The 23,145-nt window shown below is 68.7% G+C and carries 24 protein-coding genes; 12 read left to right on the top strand and 12 right to left on the bottom strand.

Annotated elements, in window-relative coordinates; genetic code table 11:
- Positions 1-153 precede the first annotated feature (153 nt).
- Positions 154-1,665, top strand: a complete 1,512-nt coding sequence (locus LRQ07_RS15630) for an alpha-N-arabinofuranosidase (RefSeq protein WP_256535137.1) — start codon at positions 154-156, stop codon at positions 1,663-1,665.
- A 58-nt stretch (positions 1,666-1,723) separates the two neighbouring features.
- On the opposite strand, the gene LRQ07_RS15625 is transcribed toward LRQ07_RS15630, so the two are convergent.
- Positions 1,724-2,308 carry an antibiotic biosynthesis monooxygenase gene (locus LRQ07_RS15625; protein WP_134352303.1) on the bottom strand — a complete coding sequence of 195 codons (585 nt, stop codon included), beginning with the start codon at positions 2,306-2,308 and terminating at the stop codon, positions 1,724-1,726.
- 474 nt (positions 2,309-2,782) lie between these two features.
- On the opposite strand from LRQ07_RS15625, the gene LRQ07_RS15620 reads away from it, so the two are divergent.
- The 4 genes from LRQ07_RS15620 (at position 2,783) to LRQ07_RS15605 (ending at position 7,300) form a co-directional block, all read left to right on the top strand.
- On the top strand, positions 2,783-4,285 hold the full coding sequence (locus tag LRQ07_RS15620; protein ID WP_256535136.1) for a CoA-acylating methylmalonate-semialdehyde dehydrogenase: 1,503 nt from the start codon (positions 2,783-2,785) through the stop codon (positions 4,283-4,285).
- 39 nt (positions 4,286-4,324) lie between these two features.
- Positions 4,325-5,530 (top strand): acyl-CoA dehydrogenase family protein, encoded by a 1,206-nt coding sequence (locus tag LRQ07_RS15615; protein WP_134352302.1) that lies wholly within the window; start codon positions 4,325-4,327, stop codon positions 5,528-5,530.
- Positions 5,527-6,414, top strand: coding sequence for a 3-hydroxyisobutyrate dehydrogenase (mmsB, locus tag LRQ07_RS15610; protein WP_232763317.1), 888 nt, complete (start codon positions 5,527-5,529; stop codon positions 6,412-6,414). The genes LRQ07_RS15615 and mmsB overlap by 4 nt, the downstream gene beginning before the upstream one ends.
- 109 nt (positions 6,415-6,523) lie before the next feature.
- Positions 6,524-7,300 (top strand): enoyl-CoA hydratase-related protein, encoded by a 777-nt coding sequence (locus LRQ07_RS15605; protein ID WP_131493975.1) that lies wholly within the window; start codon positions 6,524-6,526, stop codon positions 7,298-7,300.
- A 96-nt stretch (positions 7,301-7,396) separates the two neighbouring features.
- On the opposite strand, the gene LRQ07_RS15600 is transcribed toward LRQ07_RS15605, so the two are convergent.
- Genes LRQ07_RS15600 through LRQ07_RS15590 form a run of 3 tightly spaced genes read right to left on the bottom strand, consistent with a single transcriptional unit; the run spans position 7,397 to position 8,845 of the window.
- The gene (locus tag LRQ07_RS15600; RefSeq protein ID WP_256535135.1) at positions 7,397-7,840 is read right to left on the bottom strand and encodes a YdeI/OmpD-associated family protein; all 444 of its coding nucleotides are present in this window, start codon (positions 7,838-7,840) and stop codon (positions 7,397-7,399) included.
- Positions 7,837-8,307: an SRPBCC family protein gene (locus tag LRQ07_RS15595; protein ID WP_256535134.1), complete on the bottom strand. Its 471-nt coding sequence runs from the start codon at positions 8,305-8,307 to the stop codon at positions 7,837-7,839. Before LRQ07_RS15595 ends, LRQ07_RS15600 begins: the two co-directional genes overlap by 4 nt.
- Position 8,308: 1 nt before the next feature.
- Positions 8,309-8,845: a MarR family winged helix-turn-helix transcriptional regulator gene (locus LRQ07_RS15590; RefSeq protein ID WP_047522251.1), complete on the bottom strand. Its 537-nt coding sequence runs from the start codon at positions 8,843-8,845 to the stop codon at positions 8,309-8,311.
- 176 nt (positions 8,846-9,021) lie between these two features.
- Between LRQ07_RS15590 and LRQ07_RS15585 the strand changes: the two genes are divergently transcribed.
- From LRQ07_RS15585 to LRQ07_RS15565, 5 genes are read left to right on the top strand one after another with little or no spacing between them, the layout of a single operon-like run.
- On the top strand, positions 9,022-9,798 hold the full coding sequence (locus tag LRQ07_RS15585) for an electron transfer flavoprotein subunit beta/FixA family protein (protein WP_232763321.1): 777 nt from the start codon (positions 9,022-9,024) through the stop codon (positions 9,796-9,798).
- 1 nt (position 9,799) lies between these two features.
- Positions 9,800-10,771: an electron transfer flavoprotein subunit alpha/FixB family protein gene (locus LRQ07_RS15580; protein WP_131493985.1), complete on the top strand. Its 972-nt coding sequence runs from the start codon at positions 9,800-9,802 to the stop codon at positions 10,769-10,771.
- 2 nt (positions 10,772-10,773) lie between these two features.
- Positions 10,774-12,435, top strand: a complete 1,662-nt coding sequence (locus LRQ07_RS15575; RefSeq protein WP_256535133.1) for a cytochrome b/b6 domain-containing protein — start codon at positions 10,774-10,776, stop codon at positions 12,433-12,435.
- A 57-nt stretch (positions 12,436-12,492) separates the two neighbouring features.
- Complete coding sequence (locus LRQ07_RS15570) at positions 12,493-13,239, top strand: hypothetical protein (RefSeq protein ID WP_256535132.1); 747 nt, start codon at positions 12,493-12,495, stop codon at positions 13,237-13,239.
- A complete protein-coding gene (locus LRQ07_RS15565) occupies positions 13,236-13,688 on the top strand; it encodes a nuclear transport factor 2 family protein (RefSeq protein ID WP_256535131.1) in 453 nt (150 codons plus the stop codon). Before LRQ07_RS15570 ends, LRQ07_RS15565 begins: the two co-directional genes overlap by 4 nt.
- A gap of 15 nt (positions 13,689-13,703) precedes the next feature.
- On the opposite strand, the gene LRQ07_RS15560 is transcribed toward LRQ07_RS15565, so the two are convergent.
- Positions 13,704-14,864 carry an NADH:flavin oxidoreductase/NADH oxidase gene (locus tag LRQ07_RS15560; protein WP_256535130.1) on the bottom strand — a complete coding sequence of 387 codons (1,161 nt, stop codon included), beginning with the start codon at positions 14,862-14,864 and terminating at the stop codon, positions 13,704-13,706.
- Positions 14,861-16,258 carry an MFS transporter gene (locus LRQ07_RS15555; RefSeq protein WP_256535129.1) on the bottom strand — a complete coding sequence of 466 codons (1,398 nt, stop codon included), beginning with the start codon at positions 16,256-16,258 and terminating at the stop codon, positions 14,861-14,863. The genes LRQ07_RS15560 and LRQ07_RS15555 overlap by 4 nt, the downstream gene beginning before the upstream one ends.
- Before the next feature lie 87 nt (positions 16,259-16,345).
- Here LRQ07_RS15555 and LRQ07_RS15550 point away from each other — a divergent pair, with 87 nt between their 5' ends.
- Entirely contained in the window at positions 16,346-17,380 is a 1,035-nt protein-coding gene (locus LRQ07_RS15550) for an MBL fold metallo-hydrolase (RefSeq protein ID WP_256535128.1), read from the top strand.
- On the opposite strand, the gene LRQ07_RS15545 is transcribed toward LRQ07_RS15550, so the two are convergent.
- The 5 genes from LRQ07_RS15545 to LRQ07_RS15525 all read right to left on the bottom strand — a co-directional run bounded on the left by LRQ07_RS15545 (position 17,367) and on the right by LRQ07_RS15525 (position 21,585).
- Positions 17,367-17,801 (bottom strand): nuclear transport factor 2 family protein, encoded by a 435-nt coding sequence (locus LRQ07_RS15545; protein WP_256535127.1) that lies wholly within the window; start codon positions 17,799-17,801, stop codon positions 17,367-17,369. The two genes, LRQ07_RS15550 and LRQ07_RS15545, sit on opposite strands and share 14 nt — an antisense overlap.
- Positions 17,798-18,238: an acyl-CoA thioesterase gene (locus LRQ07_RS15540; RefSeq protein ID WP_256535126.1), complete on the bottom strand. Its 441-nt coding sequence runs from the start codon at positions 18,236-18,238 to the stop codon at positions 17,798-17,800. The genes LRQ07_RS15545 and LRQ07_RS15540 overlap by 4 nt, the downstream gene beginning before the upstream one ends.
- The gene (locus LRQ07_RS15535; protein ID WP_232763330.1) at positions 18,235-18,978 is read right to left on the bottom strand and encodes an SDR family NAD(P)-dependent oxidoreductase; all 744 of its coding nucleotides are present in this window, start codon (positions 18,976-18,978) and stop codon (positions 18,235-18,237) included. Before LRQ07_RS15535 ends, LRQ07_RS15540 begins: the two co-directional genes overlap by 4 nt.
- Positions 18,979-19,063: 85 nt before the next feature.
- Positions 19,064-20,662 carry a flavin-containing monooxygenase gene (locus LRQ07_RS15530; RefSeq protein ID WP_256535125.1) on the bottom strand — a complete coding sequence of 533 codons (1,599 nt, stop codon included), beginning with the start codon at positions 20,660-20,662 and terminating at the stop codon, positions 19,064-19,066.
- On the bottom strand, positions 20,659-21,585 hold the full coding sequence (locus LRQ07_RS15525; RefSeq protein WP_256535124.1) for an alpha/beta hydrolase: 927 nt from the start codon (positions 21,583-21,585) through the stop codon (positions 20,659-20,661). Before LRQ07_RS15525 ends, LRQ07_RS15530 begins: the two co-directional genes overlap by 4 nt.
- Before the next feature lie 81 nt (positions 21,586-21,666).
- On the opposite strand from LRQ07_RS15525, the gene LRQ07_RS15520 reads away from it, so the two are divergent.
- Positions 21,667-22,239: a PadR family transcriptional regulator gene (locus tag LRQ07_RS15520; RefSeq protein WP_052193436.1), complete on the top strand. Its 573-nt coding sequence runs from the start codon at positions 21,667-21,669 to the stop codon at positions 22,237-22,239.
- A 40-nt stretch (positions 22,240-22,279) separates the two neighbouring features.
- On the opposite strand, the gene LRQ07_RS15515 is transcribed toward LRQ07_RS15520, so the two are convergent.
- On the bottom strand, positions 22,280-23,059 hold the full coding sequence (locus tag LRQ07_RS15515) for an SDR family NAD(P)-dependent oxidoreductase (RefSeq protein ID WP_232763333.1): 780 nt from the start codon (positions 23,057-23,059) through the stop codon (positions 22,280-22,282).
- Positions 23,060-23,145: the final 86 nt, after the last annotated feature.

Here is a 23,145-nt window from a genome sequence, read left to right as displayed (position 1 = left end):
CGGAGCTTCGGGTGGCGCGGAGATGTCGATGCTCCATGAACCGGGTCGTTTGCTCCGCCTCCACCTGTCTTCGCTGAACAGGTTATGCTCCTGCCGAGAGATTTACAACGTTGTATATTGGTGACGCACACGTCCTCACTCGGAAGAGCACCCATGCCATCGGCCCATCTGACCATCGACCCGCACTTCGTCACCGGGCGCATTCAGCGTCGACTGTTCGGCGGCTTCGTCGAACATCTCGGCCGCCACGTCTACGACGGAATCTATGAACCCGGGCATGAGGCCGCGGATGCGGAGGGGCTCCGCCGGGATGTCATCGACCTCGTCAGAGAACTCGGCGTCTCGACCATCCGCTATCCCGGCGGCAACTTCGTTTCGGGATTCCGATGGGAAGACTCGGTCGGCCCTCGTGAACAGCGGCCCCGGCGCCTCGACCTCGCCTGGCACTCGACCGAGACGAACGAGGTCGGGCTCCATGAGTTCGTCTCGTGGCTCGACAAGGTGGGCAGCGACCTCATGATGGCGGTCAACCTCGGCACCCGGGGAACGCTGGAGGCACTGGATCTTCTCGAGTACGCGAACATCCGAGGAGGGACGGCGTTGAGTGAGCGGCGTCGAGAGAACGGGCGCGACGAGCCGTTCGGTGTCGAGATGTGGTGCCTGGGCAACGAGATGGACGGTCCGTGGCAGCTCGGTCATCGCTCTGCGGACGACTACGGCAAGGTCGCCTCGCAGGCGGCCAAGGCCATGCGACAGATGGACCCCGATGTCACGCTCGTCGTCTGCGGGTCATCGAGCCGGCACATGCCCACGTTCGGCGAATGGGAGCGCGTCGTGCTCGGGCACACCTACGACGACGTCGATTACATCTCCTGCCACGCCTACTACGAGGAGAAGGACGGAGACCTCGACTCGTTCCTCGCGTCCGCCGTCGATATGGATCGCTTCATCGAGTCGGTGGTGGCGACGGCTGATCACGTCGGGGCCGTACGGGGCAGCACGAAGAAGATCGACCTCTCCTTCGACGAGTGGAACGTCTGGTACCTCGACCGGTTCCGCGACGTGGACAAGATCTCCGGCATCGACAACTGGCCGATCGCTCCGCGTCTGCTGGAGAACGTGTACTCGGTCGTCGACGCGGTCGTCTTCGGCAACCTCCTCATCTCGCTGATCAAGCATGCCGACCGGGTCACGAGCGCGTCGCTGGCGCAGCTGGTGAATGTGATCGCGCCCATCATGACCGAGCCGGGCGGACCCGCGTGGAGGCAGACCACGTTCTACCCCTTCTCGATCACATCGCGCCTGGCCCAGGGGGACGCGCTCGAGCTCAAGCTCGACGCGCCCTCGTACCGCACCGCACTGTATGGCGAAGTGCCACTCGTCGACGCGGTGGCGACGCACGAGTCCGAGACCGGGCGCTCCGCCGTCTTCCTGGTGAATCGGAGCACGACGGAGGCGATCACGGTCACCGTGGACATCGCCGGACTCGGCGACGTCGGGGTGTGCGAGGCCCACACCCTGAGCGATGACGACGTGTACGCCGTGAACACGCTCGCCGACCCGGAGCGCGTCACCGTCCGCGACAACGACACGGTCGCCCTCGAAGGAGGACTGCTCACAGTGACCCTGCCGCCCGTGTCCTGGTCCGCGATCGCTCTCGGCTGAGCTCGCCGGCCCGAGGTCCGAGTCGGGGTGATCGCGTTCCGAGTGCGCAGGGGTCTCGTCAGCGTGTGAGCCAGCTTCGCAGGGACCGGGTCACGAAGGGCAGCACCCAGTAGGCCATGATCGGGGTCAGGACGAGAGTCGTGACGAGCACCCTCAGCCAGATCGGGAGACCGTCCCAGCCGGGAACGGGACTCAGTGCGTAGGTGAAGGCCAGGTTGACCGGGAAGAACCCCAGCCAGATCGAGGTCGCCTGTTTCCACCGCGGAGGCGCGGGCGCGACGGTGACCGTGGCGGTGCCGCCCTCGGAGGACGGGAGCGTGATGGTCCCGGTGGTCGGCTCGTCGAACCAGCCCTCGATGCCGGTACGCCGTTTCGAACGCTCGCTCCGCACGAAGCCCTCGCCCATCGACAGCCACCAGGTGCGTTCGGCCGACTGCTCCCACGCGACCAGCGACTCCTCGCTCGCGAAGCGGTAGAGCATGTGCCACACCTGCGAGTCCTCGCCGGCGCGCACCCAGCCGGAGCCGAGGAAGCCCGGATACTTCGTCGCGAGGTTCACCCCCGTCTGCACCCAGGCGGTCGCCTCGGTGATGCGGCCGGGGTCGACCTCGCGGCGGATGGACACGGTGACGGGCTCGGACATGATGCGGTCCTCGGAGAACGGGCGCCCGGGGTCGGGGCGTCGAAGCGGATGCGCCAGGGGTGGCAGCGCACGGTCGATTCTAGGTGGATTCTCGCGGCGTTCGAATCGCGCACCCGGTCGGATTCTGGGGTTACTCGACCCGTTGCGGGATTCGAAACGCCCCAGGGATGCCGCCTCCACGAAGAGGACCCCCGCCGACCCGATTCGGCGGGGGTCTCGCGGCGTGGGAGCCGCGACGGGAGCGAGAGTGCTCACCGTGCGCGCGGTAGACGTGACACCCGATCCGGTCTGAGTCTCTGTCCGCGCATCTGCAGTTGTACCCGGGGGAGATGGCCGGCCGGTGAACGCGGTGCGAACAACCCCGACGGATGAGAAGACCCACGCGGGAAAAAATGCTAGGACGTCCTAGTAAATCTCCGGAGGCCAGAGTAAACTCTTCAATATGCCAATGACGGCACGGAGGGATGTCACACAATGACTCGTACCATCGCCCACTTCGTAGGCGGATCGCTTCTCACTCCCGACTCCGGTCGCTTCGCCGATGTGTTCGATCCGAGCACCGGTGCCGTGCAGGCGCAGGTGCCGCTCGCGTCGGCCGAGGAGGTCCGCCGGGTGATCGCCAACGCCGAGGAGGCCCAGGTCGCCTGGGCCGCGACCAACCCGCAGAAGCGTGCGCGGGTGCTGCTGCGCTTCCTCGACCTGGTGCAGCGCGAGATGACGCCGCTCGCCGAGCTCCTCGCGAGCGAACACGGCAAGACGGTCGACGATGCCAAGGGCGACATCCAGCGCGGTCTCGAAGTCATCGAGTTCTCCGCCGGGGCTCCGCACCTGCTCAAGGGTGAGTACTCCACGGGCGCGGGGACCGGAATCGACGTCTACTCGATGCGGCAGCCCCTGGGCGTGGTCGCCGCGATCACCCCTTTCAACTTCCCCGCCATGATCCCCCTGTGGAAAGCGGGGCCCGCGCTCGCGGCGGGGAACGCCGTCGTGCTCAAGCCCAGCGAGCGCGATCCCTCGGTGCCGGTGCGCCTCGCCGAGCTCTTCCTCGAAGCGGGACTTCCCGCCGGGGTGCTCAACGTCGTGCACGGTGACAAGGAGGCGGTCGACGCGCTGCTCACCGATGACCGCATCCGGGCCGTCGGGTTCGTCGGGTCCACACCGATCGCCGAGTACATCTATGGCACCGCGACGGCTCACGGCAAGCGGGCGCAGTGCTTCGGCGGAGCCAAGAACCACATGATCGTGATGCCGGACGCCGACCTCGACCAGGCGGTGGATGCGCTCATCGGTGCGGGCTACGGTTCGGCCGGAGAGCGCTGCATGGCGATCTCGGTGGCCGTTCCGGTCGGACAGGAGACGGCCGACGCTCTCGCCGCCAAACTCACCGAACGGCTCGCCCAGCTGCGGGTCGGGCCCTCTCTCGCGGCGGACGTCGATTACGGGCCGCTGGTCACCCGCGCGGCGGTGGAACGGGTCGAGGGGTACATCCAGCAGGGCGTCGACGAAGGAGCGACCCTCCTCGCCGACGGCCGCGGCTTCACCGTTCCCGGTCACGAAGAGGGGTTCTACCTCGGACCGACCCTGTTCGACCACGTCACGACCGAGATGGCGATCTATCGGGAAGAGATCTTCGGCCCGGTGCTCGTGATCGCCCGTGCTGCCGACTACGAAGAGGCGCTGCGCATGGCCTCGGAGCACGAGTACGGCAACGGCGTCGCGATCTTCACGCGCGACGGTGACGCCGCACGCGACTTCGCCGCCCGCGTCGAGGTCGGGATGGTCGGCGTGAACGTGCCGATCCCGGTGCCGATCGCGTACTACACGTTCGGCGGCTGGAAGCGCAGCGGGTTCGGAGACCTCAACCAGCACGGCACCGACGCCTTCCGGTTCTACACGAAGACCAAGACGGTGACGAGCCGCTGGCCTGCGGCGGGCATCCGCGACGGCGCCAGCTTCGTCATCCCCACCATGCACTGATCCGTACCGTCCGGCACGAAACTCCCACAAGGAACCACGATGACCATGACCACCGTCACCACCACAGCCGAAGAGCGCGAGGCGATCATCGGCGCCGTCCGCGAGTTCGCGGAGACCGAGCTCGCCCCGCACGCCGCGGAGCGCGACGAGAAGCACCTGTTCCCCCGCGAATCGCTGAACCGTGCTGGTGAGCTCGGCCTCGGCGGCATCTACGTGGACGAGGAGTTCGGCGGCACCGGCCTCAGCCGCCTCGACACCGTCGCGATCTTCGAGGAGCTCGCGAAGGGCGATCCTGCGGTCGCGGCCTACATCTCCATCCACAACATGGTCGTGTGGATGATCGACACGTACGGCGACGATGCGCAGCGTGGGCAGTGGCTGCCGGCGCTCACCTCGATGTCCGAGTTCGGCGGGTACTGCCTGACGGAGCCGGGCGCGGGATCGGACGCTGCGAACATCGCGACGAGCGCGGTCCGCGACGGCGACGACTTCGTACTCACCGGCGTCAAGCAGTTCATCTCGGGCGCGGGCGAGGCCGCCGTCTACGTCGTCATGGCACGCACCGGAGAGCCGGGCGCGCGGGGGATCAGCGCGTTCCTGGTGCCGGGCGACGCCGAGGCGTTGAGCTTCGGGGCGCCGGAGAAGAAGATGGGTTGGCATGCGCAGCCGACCCGCCAGGTGATCCTCGACGGCGTGCGGGTTCCGGCCTCCGCCATGCTCGGCGACGAAGGGCGTGGGTTCGCCATCGCGATGTCGGCCCTCAATGGAGGTCGGCTCAACATCGCTGCCTGTTCGCTGGGCGGCGCGCAATGGGCGCTCGACAAGGCCGTGCAGTACGTGCACGAGCGGATGGCCTTCGGAGAGCCGCTCGCCGAGAAGCAGTCGATCCTGTTCGCGATCGCCGACATGCGCACCGACCTGCACGCCGCACGCCTCATGGTGCGCGACGGCGCGCAGGCGGTCGATGAGCATGCACCCGACGCGACGATGCGCTGTGCGATGGCCAAGCGCTTCGCGACCGATGCCGGATTCGACGTCGCGAACCGGGCGCTGCAGCTCCACGGCGGCTACGGGTATCTGCAGGACTACGGCATCGAGAAGGTGGTCCGTGACCTGCGCGTGCATCAGATCCTGGAAGGGACCAACGAGATCATGCGGCTCATCGTCGGTCGCGAGATGCTGCGACCTGCGGGTTCCGCCTCCCTCCAGCGCGGCGGCGGAGACCAGATGCGGAGCGGGTCATGACTCGCGTAGCCTTCCTCGGTCTCGGGCACATGGGCCTCCCCATGGCCAGGAACCTCGTCGCCGCCGGTCATGAGGTGCACGGCTTCGACCTGGTGCCCGCCGCCGTCGAGACGGCGCAGGCGGCAGGGATCCCGGTTGCGGCGAGTGGAGCCGATGCGGTGGCCGAGGCGGACGTCGTCATCACGATGTTCCCTGCCGGAAAGCACGTGATCGAGGCGTATCGCACCGAACTGCTCGCCGCCGCGCGACCGGGCACTCTCTTCATCGAGTCGTCCACGATCGCCGTCGATGAGGCGAGGGCGGCACACGCGCTCGCGCTCGCCGCGGGGCACCGCAACATCGATGCCCCGGTCTCGGGAGGTGTGGTGGGTGCCGAGAACGGCACGCTCGCCTTCATGGTCGGTGGCTCGGACGAGGACTTCGCCGCAGCGCTGCCGCTGCTGGAGGTCATGGGCAAGCGCATCGTGCACTGCGGCGGGCCCGGGCTCGGCCAGGCGGCGAAGGTCTGCAACAACATGGTGCTCGCGGTCTCGCAGATCGCGGTGGCCGAGGCGTTCGTGCTGGGGGAGCGGCTGGGCCTCGCGCACCAAGCGCTGTTCGACGTCGTGTCGCAGGCATCCGGGCAGTGCTGGTCGATCACGACGAACTGCCCCGTTCCCGGCCCGGTTCCCACGAGTCCGGCCAACCGCGACTATCAGCCGGGCTTCGCCGGGGCGCTGATGGCGAAGGACCTCGGCCTCGCGCTGCAGGCGATCGAACAGACATCGACCGACGCCAAGATGGGCCGTCTGGCGCAAGAGCTCTATGCCGCCTTCGCCGCCGGTGACGGTGCGACCCGGGACTTCTCGGGCATCATCACGGATATCCGCGACGATCGCGTGTGAGCACTGCGTTCGAATCGCGCAAATGGTTCCATTCGCGGTGCGGACGGATTCGTTTGCGCGATTCGAAGGCCAGGGTGAATGCTGAAGGAGATCCGACGGAGAGGGCGACATGACCGAATACGAGACCATCCTGGTCGAGCAGCGCGGACGAGTGGGGTGGATCACCCTGAACCGACCCGGCGCGCTGAACGCGTTGAACAGCCGACTCGCGGAGGAGGTCACCGCGGCCGCCGTCGCCTTCGACACGGACGACGCTGTCGGCGCCATCGTGGTGACCGGGTCCGAGAAGGCGTTCGCGGCCGGCGCCGACATCAAGGAGATGGAGAGCATGTCCGCGGCGGAGATGCTCGAGACCGACCACTTCGGCGTCTGGCATGACTTCGCCGCGGTACGCACCCCCGTGATCGCGGCGGTCTCCGGCTTCGCCCTGGGCGGTGGCTGCGAGCTCGCGATGATGTGCGACATCATCCTCGCCGCGGACAACGCGAAGTTCGGCCAACCGGAGATCAACCTCGGCGTCATCCCCGGGATGGGCGGTACGCAGCGCCTGATCCGTGCGGTCGGCTACTACAAGGCGGCCGAGCTGGTGCTTTCCGGACGTTTCATGGGGGCGGAGGAAGCCGAGCGCGCAGGTCTCGTGTCGCGCGTCGTTCCGGCATCCGAGCTCCTCGCCGAGGCGGCGACGCTCGCCGACTCCATCGCCGCGAAGTCGCTGCCGTCCGTCTATGCGGCGAAGGCCGCGCTGGATGCGGCGATGGAGACGACCCTCGCCGACGGCCTCGCGCACGAGAAGCAGGCCTTCGCGGCGCTGTTCGACACCGCCGACCAGAAGGAAGGGATGTCGGCGTTCCGGGAGAAGCGGTCGCCGGACTTCCAGAACCGCTAGGTGTTCGTTCGCAACTCCTCAGAAAGGAGTGCGTCGCGCGGGAAACGCCGCTTCGCGCGGTGCTCGTCGGAGATTCCTGAGGAGTTGTGAACGCCCTCAGTCGGAGAGGGCGTCAAGGACCTTCGCGATCCGGCGTTCGCGCGTCGCGTCCTGTTTGGCCTCGGCCACGCTCCGCGCGTGCTCCTTGCGCACGGAGTACGACAGTGCGTCGAAGCGTGCGCGCACGGCAGGGTCGGCGTCCAGGGCTGCAGCGAGCTCGGCGGGGATGTCGACGGTGCGCTCGGCTGAATCCAGCCGGATCACGGCATCGATCTCCTGCCCGATCTCCAGCCCGAGTTCGGTGCGGACGGCCTTGCTGAACCCGATCAGGTTCTCGTCGCCCATCCGTGCCAGTCGCAGGCGGGCGGTGCGTCCGTCGATGGTGACGGCGACCGGGAAGGCTTTCCCGGCACCGAAGGACGCGACCTGCTCGTCCGTGAGCAGGATCGCCGCGGCGGGGCCGCGGCCAGTGAGGACGGTGTGCAGACGCAGTTCGCTCATGCCGACAGGGTACGCCGCGGGTCCTCGATCTCGGCGGCCAGAATCATGTTGCGTTCGCTGATCAGGCGGCGCATGTACGCGCCGAGGAACAGGGCGTCGACGATCCGGCCGAGCGGACCGAAGGGCGACCGGAACGTCACCGTGTCCCGCATGAGCGTGCCGGACGGATGCGCAACGAACCGGTGCTCGTGCAGGAACGCCGCGAACGGGCCGGCGATCTGCCGGTCCGAGAAGCCGTGGGGTGGATCGATGTCGAACACGACGGAACGCAACCGGAACGGGACGCCGAAATGACGTGCCCGCCACGTCACGGTCGACCCCTCCGTGAACGATCCCCCCGCCGGTGCCTCCACCATCGACTCGCCGTGTCGAGCCATCGAGCGGACGTGCAGCTCAGGGTCCAGCGACGCGGCGAACACGGCAGTGGGTGATGCGGCGATGTGCGTCTCGAGGACGAACCGGCGCATGTCAGAGCGGCTCGGGATGCGGGCGAGGGTCCGCGAAGTCGCCTGCGGCTTTGCGGAGCCGTGCGACGATCGCGACGAGTTCCGCGGCGTCGTCTCCGCTCATGCCGGGATCGACGAAGACCTCGGAGTTCAGGGACCGGGTGGCGCGTTCGACCAGTTCCCGCCCGGCATCCGTGAGGGCGAGGAGCGCGGCCCGACCGTCGTGCGGGTGCGGCTCCCGCACCACGAGCCCATCGCGGACCAGTCGCTCCGCCGTGCTCGTGACCGTTGTCGGGTGCACCTGAAGGCGAGCGACGACACTCGACAAGGGGAGGCGTCCGGCGCGGCTGAACGCGAGCAGACGCAGCACCTCGAACCGGGCGAAGCTGAGCGCGAACGGCTTGAGCGCCGCATCGACGCGGGCGAGCAGGAGCTGTTGGGCCCGCATGACCGAGGTGACGACAGCCATGCCGTCGGCGGCATCCGTCCACCCGTGCGCGATCCACTGCCGCTTGGCCTCGGCGAGCGGGTCAACGGGGAGCGGGCGGGGTCGGGTCACCTCTCTACGGTACCGGCGGCGGCGTGCGGCGGACGGAGCGTGGGGAATACCGCAGCCGGAGTGTGGGGTATGTATACATTGTCGGGGCAATTCTGGGGTCCCGACCGTGGTTTCCTCCGCTTTTGGCTACATAGAGTCCCATGCGGATAGACTCAGCGTGTCGTGAGGAGCAATCGATGAAGATCTTCGTCTTGGTCAAAGAGGTGCCCGACACCTATGGCGATCGCAAACTGAATCTCGAGACCGGGCTCGCTGATCGCGCCGCCGGAGATGTCGTCCTGGACGAGATCACCGAGCGTGCTCTCGAGGTCGCCCTCAGCTACGCCGACAAGAACGACGGGACCGAGGTCGTCGCCCTCTCGATGGCTCCGGCCGGCTCGACCGCCTCCGTGCGTCGGGCGCTCGCGATCGGCGCCTCGTCGGCAGTGCACATCGCCGATGAGGAACTCGTGGGTGCCGATCTCGGCCTCACCGCCGAAGTGCTGGCCGCCGCGATCCGCCGCGGGAACCCCGACCTGGTGATCACCGGGAACCTGTCGACTGACGGCTCGGGCGGTGTCATCCCGGCCATGCTCGCCGAGCACCTCGGGTTCGCGCAGGCCACCGCTCTCACGTCGGTCGAGATCACCGACGACGGCGTATCCGGGGTCCGCGGTGCGGATGCAGGCAGTCAGCCGATCACGGCGTCGCTGCCCGCAGTCATCTCGATCACCGAGGCGCTCCCCGACGCGCGCTTCCCCAACTTCAAGGGCATCATGGCGGCGAAGAAGAAGCCGCTGGAGGTGCTCTCGCTCGCCGACCTCGAGGTCTCGGCGGATCCGTCCGCAGCGCCGCGAACCATCATGACCGCGGTGTCGGAGAAGCCTCCGCGCGCGGCCGGCGTGAAGATCACCGATGAAGGCGATGCCGCCGACAAGCTCGTCGACTACCTCGTGCAGAACAGGTTGGTGTGAGATGACTTCTTCCGAGAACCCGATCCTCGTCCTCGTCGACGTCGACCCCTCCGGTTACGTCGCGACCAGCACGGCCGCGCTGATCGGTGCCGCGTCGACGGTCGGTACGCCCGTGGCGCTGATCGTCGGCGGCAGCCCTGCGGCGGTCGATCAGGCCGCCGCGGCCGGAGCATCCGTGGTGCTGACGGCCGACGGAGACCCCACCGCGCTGACGGTCCCGATCGTGGACGCGTTGCAGGCTGCGGCAGCCCAGGTGCGACCCGATGCTGTGCTCATCTCGAACTCGATCTCCGGTCGAGACGTGGCAGGACGATTCGCGGTGCGAACGAAGAGCGCGCTGTCGGTCGACGCGGTCGGTGTCTCCCGCGACGAGGAGGGGGTCGTCGCGCACCACTCGGTCTACGGCGGCGCGTATCTGGTCGACTCCGCTCCGACATTCGGAACCCCGGTGATCACGGTGCGTCAGGGCGCGGTCGATGCGCGTGCCGAGGCGGTGCCGTCGCACTCGGTCGAGGTGCTCGATGTCACCCCGTCCGGGGTCGTTGCCGCGACGGCTGGTCCGGTCGAAGCGGTCGAGGTCGCCTCCTCCCGCCCCGAGCTGCGAGGCGCCACACGGGTTGTCTCGGGCGGTCGCGGTCTCGCCTCCAAGGAGAAGTTCGTGCTCGTCGAGGAGCTCGCCGACGCGCTCGGAGCGGCGGTCGGTGCCTCCCGGGCCGCCGTCGACGCCGGATACATCCCGCAGTCGCACCAGGTCGGACAGACGGGCGTCTCGGTCTCTCCGCAGCTGTATGTCGCTCTCGGCATATCCGGAGCGATCCAGCACCGTGCGGGCATGCAGACGTCGAAGAACATCGTCGCGATCAACAAGGATCCCGAGGCGCCGATCTTCGAGGTCGCGGACTTCGGCATCGTCGGCGATGTGTTCACCGTGGTCCCCCAGGTGATCGCGGCGCTCGAGGCGCGGAAGAACTAGTCATGGCGACGCGGATGCTGCGACGCGGTCTGCCGCGGGTGCCGGGCGGGGACCCCTGGCCCCCTGCGGATGCCGTGGCCGTGGAAGCGGCCGACGCTCCTGAGCCTTCGGACGTGTCGCTCCCGGAGGCGGCTGTGCCGGTCGCTGAACCCGTCGCGGCCGAGGTCGCGCCGGAGGCGGACGCGCTCGCACCGCGTGTGGGGTCCGTGAACGGAGCCGTCGCGGCGACGACGGGTGTGGTCGCCTCCTCCACCGCGAGCATCCGGCGAGGGCTCCCGCGCGTGCCCGGGGGTGAGCCGTGGCCGCCGGCCAGTGGTGCGCTGGCTCCCGTCGCGGAAGAACCAGCAGCCGCGGAGGCGGTGCCCACGCCAGCATCCTCGGTTGCGGCATCAGCCTCGGCTGTGGCATCCGGCCCGGTCGTGTCGGACACCGTGGGCGCTGCTGCTCCTGTGCCGACGCCCGCGCCCGCCGCGACACCGGAGGCGCACGCCTCCTCGGCGACCGGCGTTCGACGTGGGCTGCCTCGTGTCGTCGGCGGTGAGCCCTGGCCGCCCCCCGGCATCACCCCGATCATCCCCGCAGCAGCGGCCCCTGTCGACGCTGCTGCCACCGCTTCCGAGCATCCTGTCGCTGCCGAGCCCTCTGCCTCCGCGGCAGTGCCCGTCCCGACCGCTGCTGTCGCCACCGTCGATACGCCGCTGGCGTGGAAGCGCACGGTGTGGGACGGCCGTGCACCGCGGCACGTGGCTGTGGCCTCGGAGCCCGCACGTCGTCGTCCGACCTGGACCCAGGCGATCGCCGTCCTGTTCGGCGCCGCTGCGCTCGGGGTGCTCGCCGGAGCCGCCATCGCGCTGGTGCGCACGCTCCTGAGCTTTCCGTTCATGCAGGACTTCCTCGCGGCCTTCCCCGGTGAGTACGAGCCGGCTATCGAGGTCGCGCCCGGATTCGCACCGTGGGTGAACTGGGCGCACTTCTTCAACATGTTCCTGATGGTGCTCATCATCCGCTCCGGACTGCAGGTGCGCACGGAGAAGCGTCCGACGGTCTTCTGGACGCCCCGCGGCAATGCGAAGGGCAAGATCAGCCTGAACCTGTGGTTCCACCAGGCGCTCGACATCCTGTGGCTCCTGAACGGCGTCATCTTCGTGGTGCTGCTGTTCGTCACCGGGCACTGGGTGCGCATCGTGCCGACGAGCTGGGAGGTCTTCCCGAACGCACTGTCGGCGGCCCTGCAGTATGTCTCCTTCGACTGGCCGCATGAGAACGGCTGGAACAACTACAACAGCCTGCAACAGCTCGCGTACTTCGCGACCGTGTTCATCGCGGCTCCCCTCGCGGCGATCACCGGTTTCCGGATGTCGGGACTGTGGCCGAAGAAGGCCGAGAAGCTGTCGAAGGCATATCCGGTCGAATGGGCTCGTGCCCTGCACTTCCCGATCATGCTGTACTTCGTGGCGTTCATCATCGCGCACGTGGCGCTGGTGATGCTGACCGGATTCCTGCGCAACCTGAACCACATGTTCGCCGCGCAGGATGCCGTCACCTGGACGGGATTCTGGGTCTTCGTCGTCTCGATCGTCGTGATCGCCATCGGCTGGGCGGCCGCCCGTCCGCTGGTGCTCGCTCCGATCGCGAAGGTCTTCGGAAAGGTCTCGGGTCGCTGACACCGGATACGGTGTGCGAGCATTGACACGCAACCAAGCAAACGCTTGACTGGAGAGGTGTTCGCGCCCCTCGCCTTCTTCTCCTTCGTCCGCCTCGGCGACCGCTCTCAGCATGCCGCGTACAACCGCTGGCATCAGCTCGATCATCGCCCTGAGAACCTCGCTCTCCCCGGTGTGGCCTGGGGGGACCGCTGGGAGGTGCGCCCGGAATACGCCGGACTCGGTGAGGGATCACTCGCCGGCGCCGTCGACTTCGTCGCCATGTACTGGTTCCGTGACCCGGTCGAGGAATCCGTCGCGGCCTGGGATGCCCTCGGCGAGGCGTCCTTCCAGTGGGGGCGGGGGCCGCTGATCCCCGGCATCCACCGACCGCTGTTGGCATTCTTCCGTCCGGTCAAGGGCTATGCGGCTCCTCGCGCGCTGGTCGCTCCGGAGGTGCTGCCGTACCGGCCGCACCGCGGCATCCATGTCACCGCCACACGGTTCCCCGAGCCGCACAGTGCCGAGGCTCATGCGGCGCACCGGCGCGAGGACCGCGAGCTCATCCCAGCGCTGCTGGAGCTCGACGGGGTCGCCGGAGCATGGACCTTCTCCTACAGCCACCCTCAGCGTCATTCGTCGCTGCCCTTCGAGGAGACGCCCGCCGATCCGTCGGGGGGCATCCGCATCCGCCTCGTGTACCTGGAGGAGGATCCGGCCGACATGGCGCCGGCGCTGCAGGCAGCCGAAGGAGAGTTCTCGGAGCAGGGGGAGCGGCTGCTCTCCACGCCTGTGAAGACGATCATCCCCTGGCAGGACTGGTGAGCAGCGAGGCTCTGGAGCGCCGGCTGCGGTCTCTGGAGGACCGCGCCGCGATTGCGGATCTCATCGCACGGTACGGACCGGCCGTGGACGCGGGCGACCCGGATGCGGTCGCAGCGCTGTGGGTACCCGACGGCACCTATCAGTTCGACGACACGGTGCTGGAGGGCGGCGGCATCCGTGGCCTGGTGGGCATCCCGACGCACGAGGAATACATGCGCCGCGGCTGCGCGCACATCGTGTCGGCGCCGCGGATCGAGATCGACGGAGACGAGGCCGTGGCGGTGACGCACTCCGTGGTGATGCTGCGCCAAGGGGATCGGTGGGTCGGCGAGCGGGTCAGCGCGAATCGGTGGGAGATGCTTCGCACTCCCGACGGGTGGCGCGTCCGGCACCGGCGCAACAGGTTGCTCGACGGCGCCGCCGCCGCCAGGGAACTGCTCGTTCTCTGACCCGGGGGGGGGGAGTCAGACGCCGAAGCGCGACAGAGGCGACTCGCCGGACGAGGCGAGGCGGGCGAGGGTGCGGGCCCGCGGGCCGAGTGCGCTGCCGAAGCGCACATCCCAGGAGTCGTGGCTGTCGTCGCCGAGGGCGATCCGGGCGTGGTGCGGCCAGTTGGGGTCGTCCAGCACCTGTCGTCCGAGCAGTACGAGATCTGCGTCGCCGTGTGTGATGAGGCGGGAGGCCTGCTCCGGATCGACGATGAGGCCGACGGTCGCGGTGGGCACACCCACCTCCGCCCGGATGCGTCGCGAGAAGTCGGCGTGGAAGGAGAAGCCGCGCCGGATGCGCGTGTCGACCGCTCTGTCGGTGGTGATCCCGCCGGAGGAGGTGTCGATCAGATCGACGCCGGCGTCTGCGAGGCGACGTGCCACCTCGACCGTCTCGTCGATGCCGGCGCCACCCTCGGCGCCGTCGACCGCCGAGACGCGGAACGACAGGGGGATGCCCTCGCCGATCGCGGCGCGAACGGCGGCGACGACCTCGAGGGGATAGCGGAGACGGTTCTCGGCGCTCCCGCCATAGTCGTCCGAGCGGCGGTTCGAGACGGGGGAGAGGAACGAGTGCAGCAGATAGCCGTGCGCGCCATGCAACTCGACGAACCGGAAGCCGGCCGTCACCGCGCGGGTGGCCGCATCGTGCCAGTCCTGCACGGAACGGCTGATCTGCTCCGTCGTGAGGGCGGCGGGCACGGTATGGCCGGGGCCGGCTGCCAGGGCGCTGGGAGCGACCAGGGGCCAGGGGCCGGATCCGGTCGCCGCATCCTCAGCATTTAGGGGAGCACCTGCGCGCCAGGGTTCCCGCACAGCGGCGCGCCGTCCGGCATGACCGAGCTGCACGCCGGGCACAGCGCCGGCCGCCGAGACGAGTGCGGCGATCCGACGCCATCCGGGGATCTGCTCGTCGCTCCACAGGCCGGCGTCGAAGGGCGAGATGCGGCCGTGCGGGTGCACGGCCGTCGCCTCGGCGATCACCAGCCCGGCGCCGCCGAGGGCGAAGCGGCCGAGGTGCGCGACATGGAAGTCGGTGACCAGACCGTCCGAGGACGCGTACATGCACATCGGTGAGACGCCGATGCGGTTCGGCAGGGTGACATCGCGAAGGGCGAGCGGAGAGAAGAGTGTCATGCGGGTTCCTTGTTCGGCGGCGGACGGAGGAATGCGGCGAACACCGCTGTGACCACGCCGCAGAGGGACGCGAAGCCGAGTGACAGTTGCAGCGCCGGTTCAGAGAGGAAGGCCGGATCGACGGATGAGGGGAGGGCGGCGATCACGAAAGCGAAGAGCGCGGATGCCACGGCTCCCGAGAGGGTGCGGATGACGGAATTGAGGCCGTTCGCCGTCGACACCTCGTCTCCCGGGACCGATGCGGTGATCAGGGAGGGCATCGCCGCGAACGCGAAGGCCACGCCGGCTCCCACGAGTGCGGAACCGATGACGACGGACAGCACGCCGCCGTGGAACAGCATTCGGAACAGGAACGCCGCCGCCATCGTCGCCGACCCGAGCAGCAGCGCCCTGCGCCCGCCGAAGCGGTTGATGACGCGCGCGGCGAGCGGAGCGAGGAGGATCATCGTCAGCGCGGACGGCAGGAGGAGCGTCCCGGCCGCGGCGGTGGCGACCTCGAGGCCGTAGCCGGTGGACGCAGGGGCGAGGGCTTCCTGCGTCGTGAGCAGGTGGTTGGCGTACATCCCGAACGTCGCGAAGAATGAGGCGATGTTGATCGGCAGGATCGGCGCACGCATCGCCGTTCGCACGTCGATCAGCGGCGCGGGATGCCGCCGTTCCCATAGCATCCAGACGACGAGCGTCACGAGTGCGAGGAACGCGAGAGTGAGCGTGGGCGAGCCGGTCCATCCCCAGTACTGTCCCCGCGAGATCGCGAGCAGCAGGGCGGTGAGTGCAACGGTGAGCAGGGCCGCGCCGATGAGGTCGAAGGTGTGGGAGCCGCCCGTCGGGGCTTCGGCGATGCGCCAGCGGATCAGGATGCAGAAGACGCCTCCGACGATGGCCGAGCACCAGAACACCGTCGACAGGCCGCCCCATTGGAGTAGCGGCCCGGCGAGGACGAGCCCGAGCGCCGAGCCCATTCCGAGGGTCGCGCTCATGAGCGCGATGCCGAGGACGGCCCGGCGGCGCGACACGAGCGCGCTCAGCAGACCGATGCCGATCGGGACGACCGCGGTGCCGAAGCCTTGCAGTGCGCGTCCGACGAGCGCGGCACCGAAACCGGGGATCACCGCGGCGATCACGGAACCGAGCACGAGCAGACCCATCGACACCAGGAGCATGAGGCGTCGGCCGTGCAGGTCGGCGAGTCGGGTGACCATGGGGGTGCCGACCACTCCCGTGAGCAAGGTGATCGTGATGAGCCAGGAGGCATCAGCGGCCGTTGTGTCGAGGAGGTCGGGGATGAGCGGGAGGAGGGGGACGATGAGGGTGAACTGCAGCGACGTCAGCATGCCGCAGGCGGCGAGCAGTGCCACCACCATGCGCTCGTGGCGCTCTGATTCCGACTTCACCGTCACCGTTCCGCTCGGGGGAGCGCTGTCCCTTCGTCAGGCTATCCGGATCTCGCGAAATGAACAAGCGATTGCTAGGGTGATGTCATGACCAGCCTTCCGGATGACGTGGTCGCCGTCGACGAGGTCGAGCGCGAGGCGTGGGAGGCGGGGCGACTGCTCGAAGCCCGCGAGCTGGGTGACGGGTTCTGGAGTGTTCCGACGTCGATCCCGGAGGGGACCTTGCCCGGCACCCTCGGCTACGCGCTCATCGGTGACGACGGTGTGCACCTGATCGATCCCGGCTGGGATACGCCGGAGAACCTCCACCGCATCGAGCGGGCTCTGGCTGCTGAGGAGAGGTCGCTGTCCGACATCCGCACCATCATCGTGACCCACCATCATCCGGACCACCTCGGGATCGCGGGTCGCATGCGCACGCTCACCGGAGCTCGTCTGGTGATGTCCGCAGCCGAGCGGAGCGTGCTCGCCGCTGTCACCGCCCCCGCCGCGCGCGATCCGGAGGCATACCGCGACACTCTGGCGCGCTGGGGCGTCCCAGAGGGGCGGCGCGAGGAGCTCGTCGCCTCGTTCGCGCGCCCCTCCCTCACCGGCGATGTCGAGCCTGATCTCCAGGTCGTCGACGGGGACGTGCTCGAGCTCGGCGGGCACCGCCTGGAGGTCATCGCGACGCCGGGCCACACGGGCGGCCACATCTGCCTCGCCGATCGTGCGAGCCGGTTCCTCTTCACCGGGGACCACGTACTTCCGCGCATCTACTCGGGGGTCGGCATCGGGATACTGGCCGGGACAGAGCCGATGGGGGACCTCCTGTCGTCGCTCGACCGTCTCGCCGAGTTCGACGACTTCACCGTGCTTCCCGGCCACGAGTTCCGATTCGTCGGGCTGGCGTCGCGGCGCGGCGCGATCTCCGCCCATCATCTGCGGCGAACCGGCGAGGTGGCCGCGCTGGTCACGAAGCTCGGCGACCGCTCGGTGTGGACCTATGCCAGCCGACTCACCTGGACTTCGGGCTGGCGTGGTCTCGACGGCTTCTGGCTGCACTCGGCCCTGCGGCAGACCGAGATGCACCTCGAGCTGGTGCGCAGCGGCCGGGCGCAGGGCTGGCTCAACCCCGACTGATCACCCGATGGTGCAGACGCCAGCCCGCTGCGGTGCGCACGAAGGTGTCGGCGTAGACGCCCATCGCGGCGAGGGTCGGGGCCCCGTCGGTTCGCCGGTAGTAACGGAAATAGGAGCGCGCGCTCGCGCGGTCCTCGTCGATCTCCACCGCGATGCTCGAGATGTCGTGGCGGGTGTGGGTGCCCGGACCCTGGATGCCCGACGCGCGACGGTCATGAACGCCGGCGAGCAGTGCGTCCCGCCCTCTGATGGTCTGCACATCCATCGGCAGATCGGTGGCATCGGTGAGATCCCAGATCGCATCCGGGGTGAAGCACGCGATGTGCTCCTCGGGATCCCCGGCGTCGGCGAGATGCGCGATGCGCGCGAGGAGCATCGCGATGTCCTGGCGGTCGCCGATCGTCCGCAGATCGGCGCTCACGTCAGTTCCCCGGCCCAGCGCTCGAGATGCACGCGGAGGGCGGCTGGGATCGGTACGGGGTCCTGCGCGGGAGAGACCGTGACGATCGTGCTCTCGGCGCGGGCGACCGTGATCCGGTCCTCCAGGCGGGTCATCTCGAAGGCGAATCGGAAGGAAGAACGGCCGACGCGCCCCATCCTCAGGTCGATCCGGATCTCGTCGAACAGCCGAGCTGCGGCCAGGTACTCGCAGGTCGTGGCGCGAGACACCGTCCACCAGCCGAAGCGTTCGACGAGGGTGTCCTGCCGTAGCCCTTGCAGGTAGAGGAACTCGGACTGCAATCCCTCCATCTTCGGGAACCAGGCGGCGTAGTAGAGGATGCCGGCGGGGTCCGTGTCGGCGTAGCTGAGACGCACGGTGTGCGAATGGATGATCGGCCGGTCGGCGGCCTCGATCACTGCGTCACCGTCCAGCCGCCGTCGACCGGGAGGAACACGCCGTTGATGTAGCCGGCGAGCGGCGAGAGCAGGAAGAGTGTCGCCCAGGCGATGTCATCAGCGGTGGCCATGCGGCCCAGCGGGATGCGGGTGAGCACCCTTCGGCCGATCTCGCTACCGGCGAACCCGGCCAGGCGTGGTGTGTCGGTCATCCCCGGCGCGACGCCGTTGGAGCGGAACTCCTTCGCGTGGTGCGCCGCGAGATGGCGGATGTAGCCCATGATCGCGGCCTTAGAGGCCGAGTACCAGGCGTTGTCCGTGCCGACCAGGTTGCCGGCCACCGACGTCGTCGCCACCATCGCCGCGCCCTCTCCGGGGTCGGCGGCCGACCACGCCTGCGTCATCCGGCGGACGCTTCCGACACAGATCTCCAGCGCTCGGTCGAACGGGATGTCCGAGCTGGAGGCGGGGCCGGCGTTGTTGTGGAGGTAGCGGATGGTCCCGAGCACACGACGCGCATCGGTGAACCCGCCGTCCACCGCGGTGTCGTCCGACACGTCCGCTACCCAGGTGTGCACGGCGGGCGCAGTGTCGTGCACGAGCTGCGCGGTCTCCTCGAGGCCTCCCGGGTTCAGATCCCACAGGCTGACGGCGAGTCCGAGCTCTGCGGCGTGCACTGCGGTAGCGCGGCCGATGCCGCTCCCGGCGCCGGTGATGAGCACCGCGTCTCCTGCCGCGAATCCGAAGTCGACTGCACTCATACCGCGCTCCTTTGCCCAAGCATTTGCTTGTTTGACTCTAGCGTCGTCGCGGCGGCAAGGCCACCCCCCGCCGCGACGACGATTCCTAACGGGAGGACAGGATGAAGCCGCGGTAGTCGGCGGCTGCGACCTCCTCGCAACGATCGATGTAGTTCTTGAAGCCGCCGATGTAGGGCAGGAACCCGCGCGCCTTGCCAGCGATGTTCGAGCCCGTATACCAGGAAGGGGCCGAGCCGAACAGGGTGCGATCGGCGAGCTCGAGCGAGTGTGCGGTCCAGGCCGCGGCAGCGTCGGACCGCGCTTCGATCGAGGTGTGGCCTCGTTCGCGGCAATACGTGATGATCCGCAGTGCGTAGTCGCCCTGCTGCTCGGATGTGAGCGCCATGTTCGACAGCACGCTGGGGCTGCCGGGGCCGTTGAGGACCAGCAGGTTCGGGAAGCCGGGCAGCGCGACGCCGAGGTACGTCGAGGGGAAGCCCGCCCACTCCTGGCGCAGCGATCGGTCGTCCCGACCGCGGATGTCGATCGCCGTGAGAGCTCCGGTCATCGCGTCGAACCCCGTGGCGTAGATGATGACATCGTGCTCCCGGTGGCGCTCCGTGGTCCGGATGCCGGTGGCGGTGACTGCGGCGAGGGGCTCCCGCCGCAGGTTCACCAGAGCGACGTGCGATTCGTTGAACGTCTCGTAGTAGCCGGTGTCGGTACAGATGCGCTTGGTGCCGAGGGGGTGGTCGCGGGGAGTCAGCGTGTCTCGCGTCGCGGCGTCCGGTACCCGCTCGGCGAGCTTCCGCTCGAAGAAGACACGGGCGGCATCGTTGATGACCGGATCGACCGTGAGTCCCTGGAACGCCTTCGCGAAGAGGACCCCTCCGCGGGTCCAGCTCTCCTCGAAGACCTCGGCGCGCTCTTGTTCGTCGGCCTCGGCGAACGGGGTGGGATGGCTCGACCACGGGGACCCGGCCGTGCTGTTCCACGACAACTCGCGGCGACGTTCCAGGTCATCCTGCTGGCGTTGCCACTCCGCGTCGTCGATCACCCGATTGAAAGCGGGCACGCTGTAGTTGGCACTGCGCTGATAGACGGTCAGCTCCGCGGCATCCCGTGCGATCAGCGGGATCGCCTGGACGCCCGAGGAGCCGGTGCCGATCACCGCGACCCGCTTGCCGCTCAGGTCGACGGGGTCTTCCGGCCACGCCGAGGTCTGCAGGACGATGCCGGTGAAATCGTCGCGACCGGGGAGCTCAGGCAGCTGCGGCTTCGAGAGCCCGCCGGTCGCCATGACCAGCCATCGTGCAGAAGCCTCCAGCCCGGACTCCGTGCGCACCTCCCAGTGCTGCGCCCGTTCGTTCCAGGAAGCGGAAGCCAGACGCTGGCCGAACCGGTAGTGCCGCCGCACATCGAAACGGTCGGCGACGTGGTTCAGGTAACGCAGGATCTCCGGCTGTGTCGCGTAACGCTCGCTCCAACGCCACTCACGCTGCAGACCGTCATCGAACGAGAACGAGTAGTCGATGCTCTCCACATCGCAGCGAGCGCCGGGGTAGCGGTTCCAGTACCAGGTGCCGCCCACGTCGTCTCCCGCCTCGAGGCCGAGGACGTCGAGCCCGGCGCGCTCGGCGTGGATCGTGGAATACATGCCGGCAAGGCCGGCGCCGACGATGACGACATCATGTTCGGGGGTCATCGGTGGTCCTTCGGGTCAGAGGTGATCAGGGAGCGGAGGTCGCTCCAGAGGATCTCGGCGGCGCCGAGAGCGGGTCCGTATCCGGGGATGGTCAGGAAGCCGTGGAACTGGTCAGGGTGGTGGCGGAGGATGACCGGCACCCCGGCCTCACGCATCCGAAGCGCGTAGGCGGCTCCCTCGTCGCAGAGCGGATCGAGGCCGGCGGTGACGACGACGGCGGGCGGGAGGCCGGAAAGGTCGTCGACCGCGAGCGGGGAGACATCGGCATCGAAGCGGTCGGGATGATCGCCCAGGAAGGTGCGCCAGTAGTGCGCGAGCAGTTCCGAGGTGATGAAGTATCCGCTCGCCCTGGTGCGGTGACTGTCGGACGACATCTCCGGATCGAGGAACGGGTACAGCAGCGCCTGAGCCACGACCGGGCTCGCTCCGCGGTCGCGCAGAACGACGGCGGCGCCGGCCGCGATGTTGCCACCCGAGCTGTCGCCCGCCAGGAGGATGCCGCGGTCGGCGAGGCCTGCCGACATGACCTCGTCGACCACGGCGACGACGTCATCGCGTGCGTCCCCCGGCCCGGCTTCGGGCGCGAGACGGTAGCCGACCGACACGACGGTAGCCTCGGTCGCGCGCGCCCACCGTCGACAGAACCCGTCGTGTCCGGCGATCGAGCCGTGCAGGAATCCGCCGCCGTGCGCGTACACGGTCGTCGGGGCGTCGCGATGCACGACGCGAGGGTGGTACACCCGGAGCGGGATGTCGTGCGTGCCGGCGTTCACGGTTCGGTCATCCGTGGAGACGACGTCGTCGAGATTCGCCGCCGGACGGATCCGGCTGTCGGCGGCGGCGCGGCCCTCCAGGGGCGTCATGGTCGCCAGCGCGGGGAAACTGGAGTTGAGGAGTTCCAGCATGCGCGTCGTCTCGTCCACATGATCTCCTTCGATCAGCAGCGGTATGACTGTTAGTCATAGTACGATCAGGAATATCTCACTCATCGACGAGGAGGTCAAGTGAGCGAACACGAACACCCCGACGAGCAGGTCGATCTCCCGGCGACGAGCTGGGCGGTTCTCGGCATCCTCTCGTTCGGCACCGAGCTTTCGGGCTACGACGTCAAGCAGTGGGCGGATCAGAGCCTCGCGTACTTCTATTGGGCGCCCTCGCAGAGCCAGATCTACACCGAGCTGCGGCGGCTGGAGGAGCTCGGACTCGCGGTCTCGCGCGTCGAGCAGACGCACGCGGCGAAGAGCAGGCGCCTGTACGGCATCACCGACCTGGGGCGCCGGAGCATGCGCCGGTGGTCGGACGAGATCCCGGCGGAGCCGGTGGTGCTCAAGCACTCCCAGATCCTGCGGCTGTGGGCAGCGCACAACGGTGACCTCGATCGTCTCCGCGCGGCCCTGGCCGAGTATCGCGACGAGTCCGTCCGGAGCGCCGCAGAGGCGGGCGCTCACGCTCTGGGCGCGCGGCGCGAGGACGACTGGAGATTCTCGGGTGTCGCGCTGGAGTGGTCGGAGCGTTACTACCGCGACGAGGCGGCTCGCATCGACTGGCTCATCGAGCGCCTCCGCGGTATGCGATGAGCACCGCGGTGGCGGCGTGAGCCTCTCGTGCTCGCCGCTGTCAGATTCCGAAACCGCCGTCCACGTCGAGTTTCTGCCCCGTGATGAATCCTGCGGCGGGGGAGGCGAGGAACGAGACGGCGGCCGCGATGTCGGCGGCGGTTCCGAAGCGACGCAGCGGGATGTTGGCGGTGGCGACTTCCAAGGCGCGCTCGTCCAGGTCGCCGGATGCCATGAGTCGAGCGGACATGCCATCCCACAGCATGCCGGGGCCGACGGCGTTCACGCGCACACCGAAGCGGCCCTCTTCGGCGGCGAGCCCGCGAGCCAGTGCCTCGACGCCGCCTTTCGGTGCGACCGAGAGTCCGTCCCGCACGGGATAGCGACGGGTTCCGGCGCTGGTGACGACGGTGAGGGAGCCCGAGGCCGCCCTGAGGGCCGGCAGGAACGCCGTCGCGATGACGAAGAAGCCGATCAGGTCGTCATCGACCTGGCGGGCGAACTGCTCGACGGAGACCTTCGACAGATGCACCATCGGCACGTGCGGGCCGGCGGCGTGGATGACCGTGTGCACGGCACCGTGCCGGGCCACGAGGTCGTGCGCGAGGGCCGTCGCCGCGGCCTCATCCCGCACGTCCAATCGATGAGCTTCACCCGCGTCGCCGAGAGAGGCGAGCAGAGCGGGAGTCGGTTCCGAGCGGTGCGTGATCGCCACGCGCACTCCGTCGGCGGCGAGGGCTTCAGCGATGGCGGAGCCGATTCCGCCGGTACCACCGGTCACGACGGCGATGCCGGGGAGGTCACGGAGGCGGCGGTTCTCAGAGGTCGGTGCAGTGTCCATGAGCCGGAATCTAACAGGTGTCCGAATCGTAACCAAGCAATTGACCGGTTGGGCGTTGCTCGGGCTGTCCGAGTGTGATTTACTAA

This window comes from Microbacterium sp. J1-1 (assembly GCF_024498615.1).
Lineage (GTDB): Bacteria > Actinomycetota > Actinomycetes > Actinomycetales > Microbacteriaceae > Microbacterium > Microbacterium aurugineum.
Note: the sequence above shows the minus strand (reverse complement) of the source record. Positions and strands in the feature narration are given on the sequence as shown.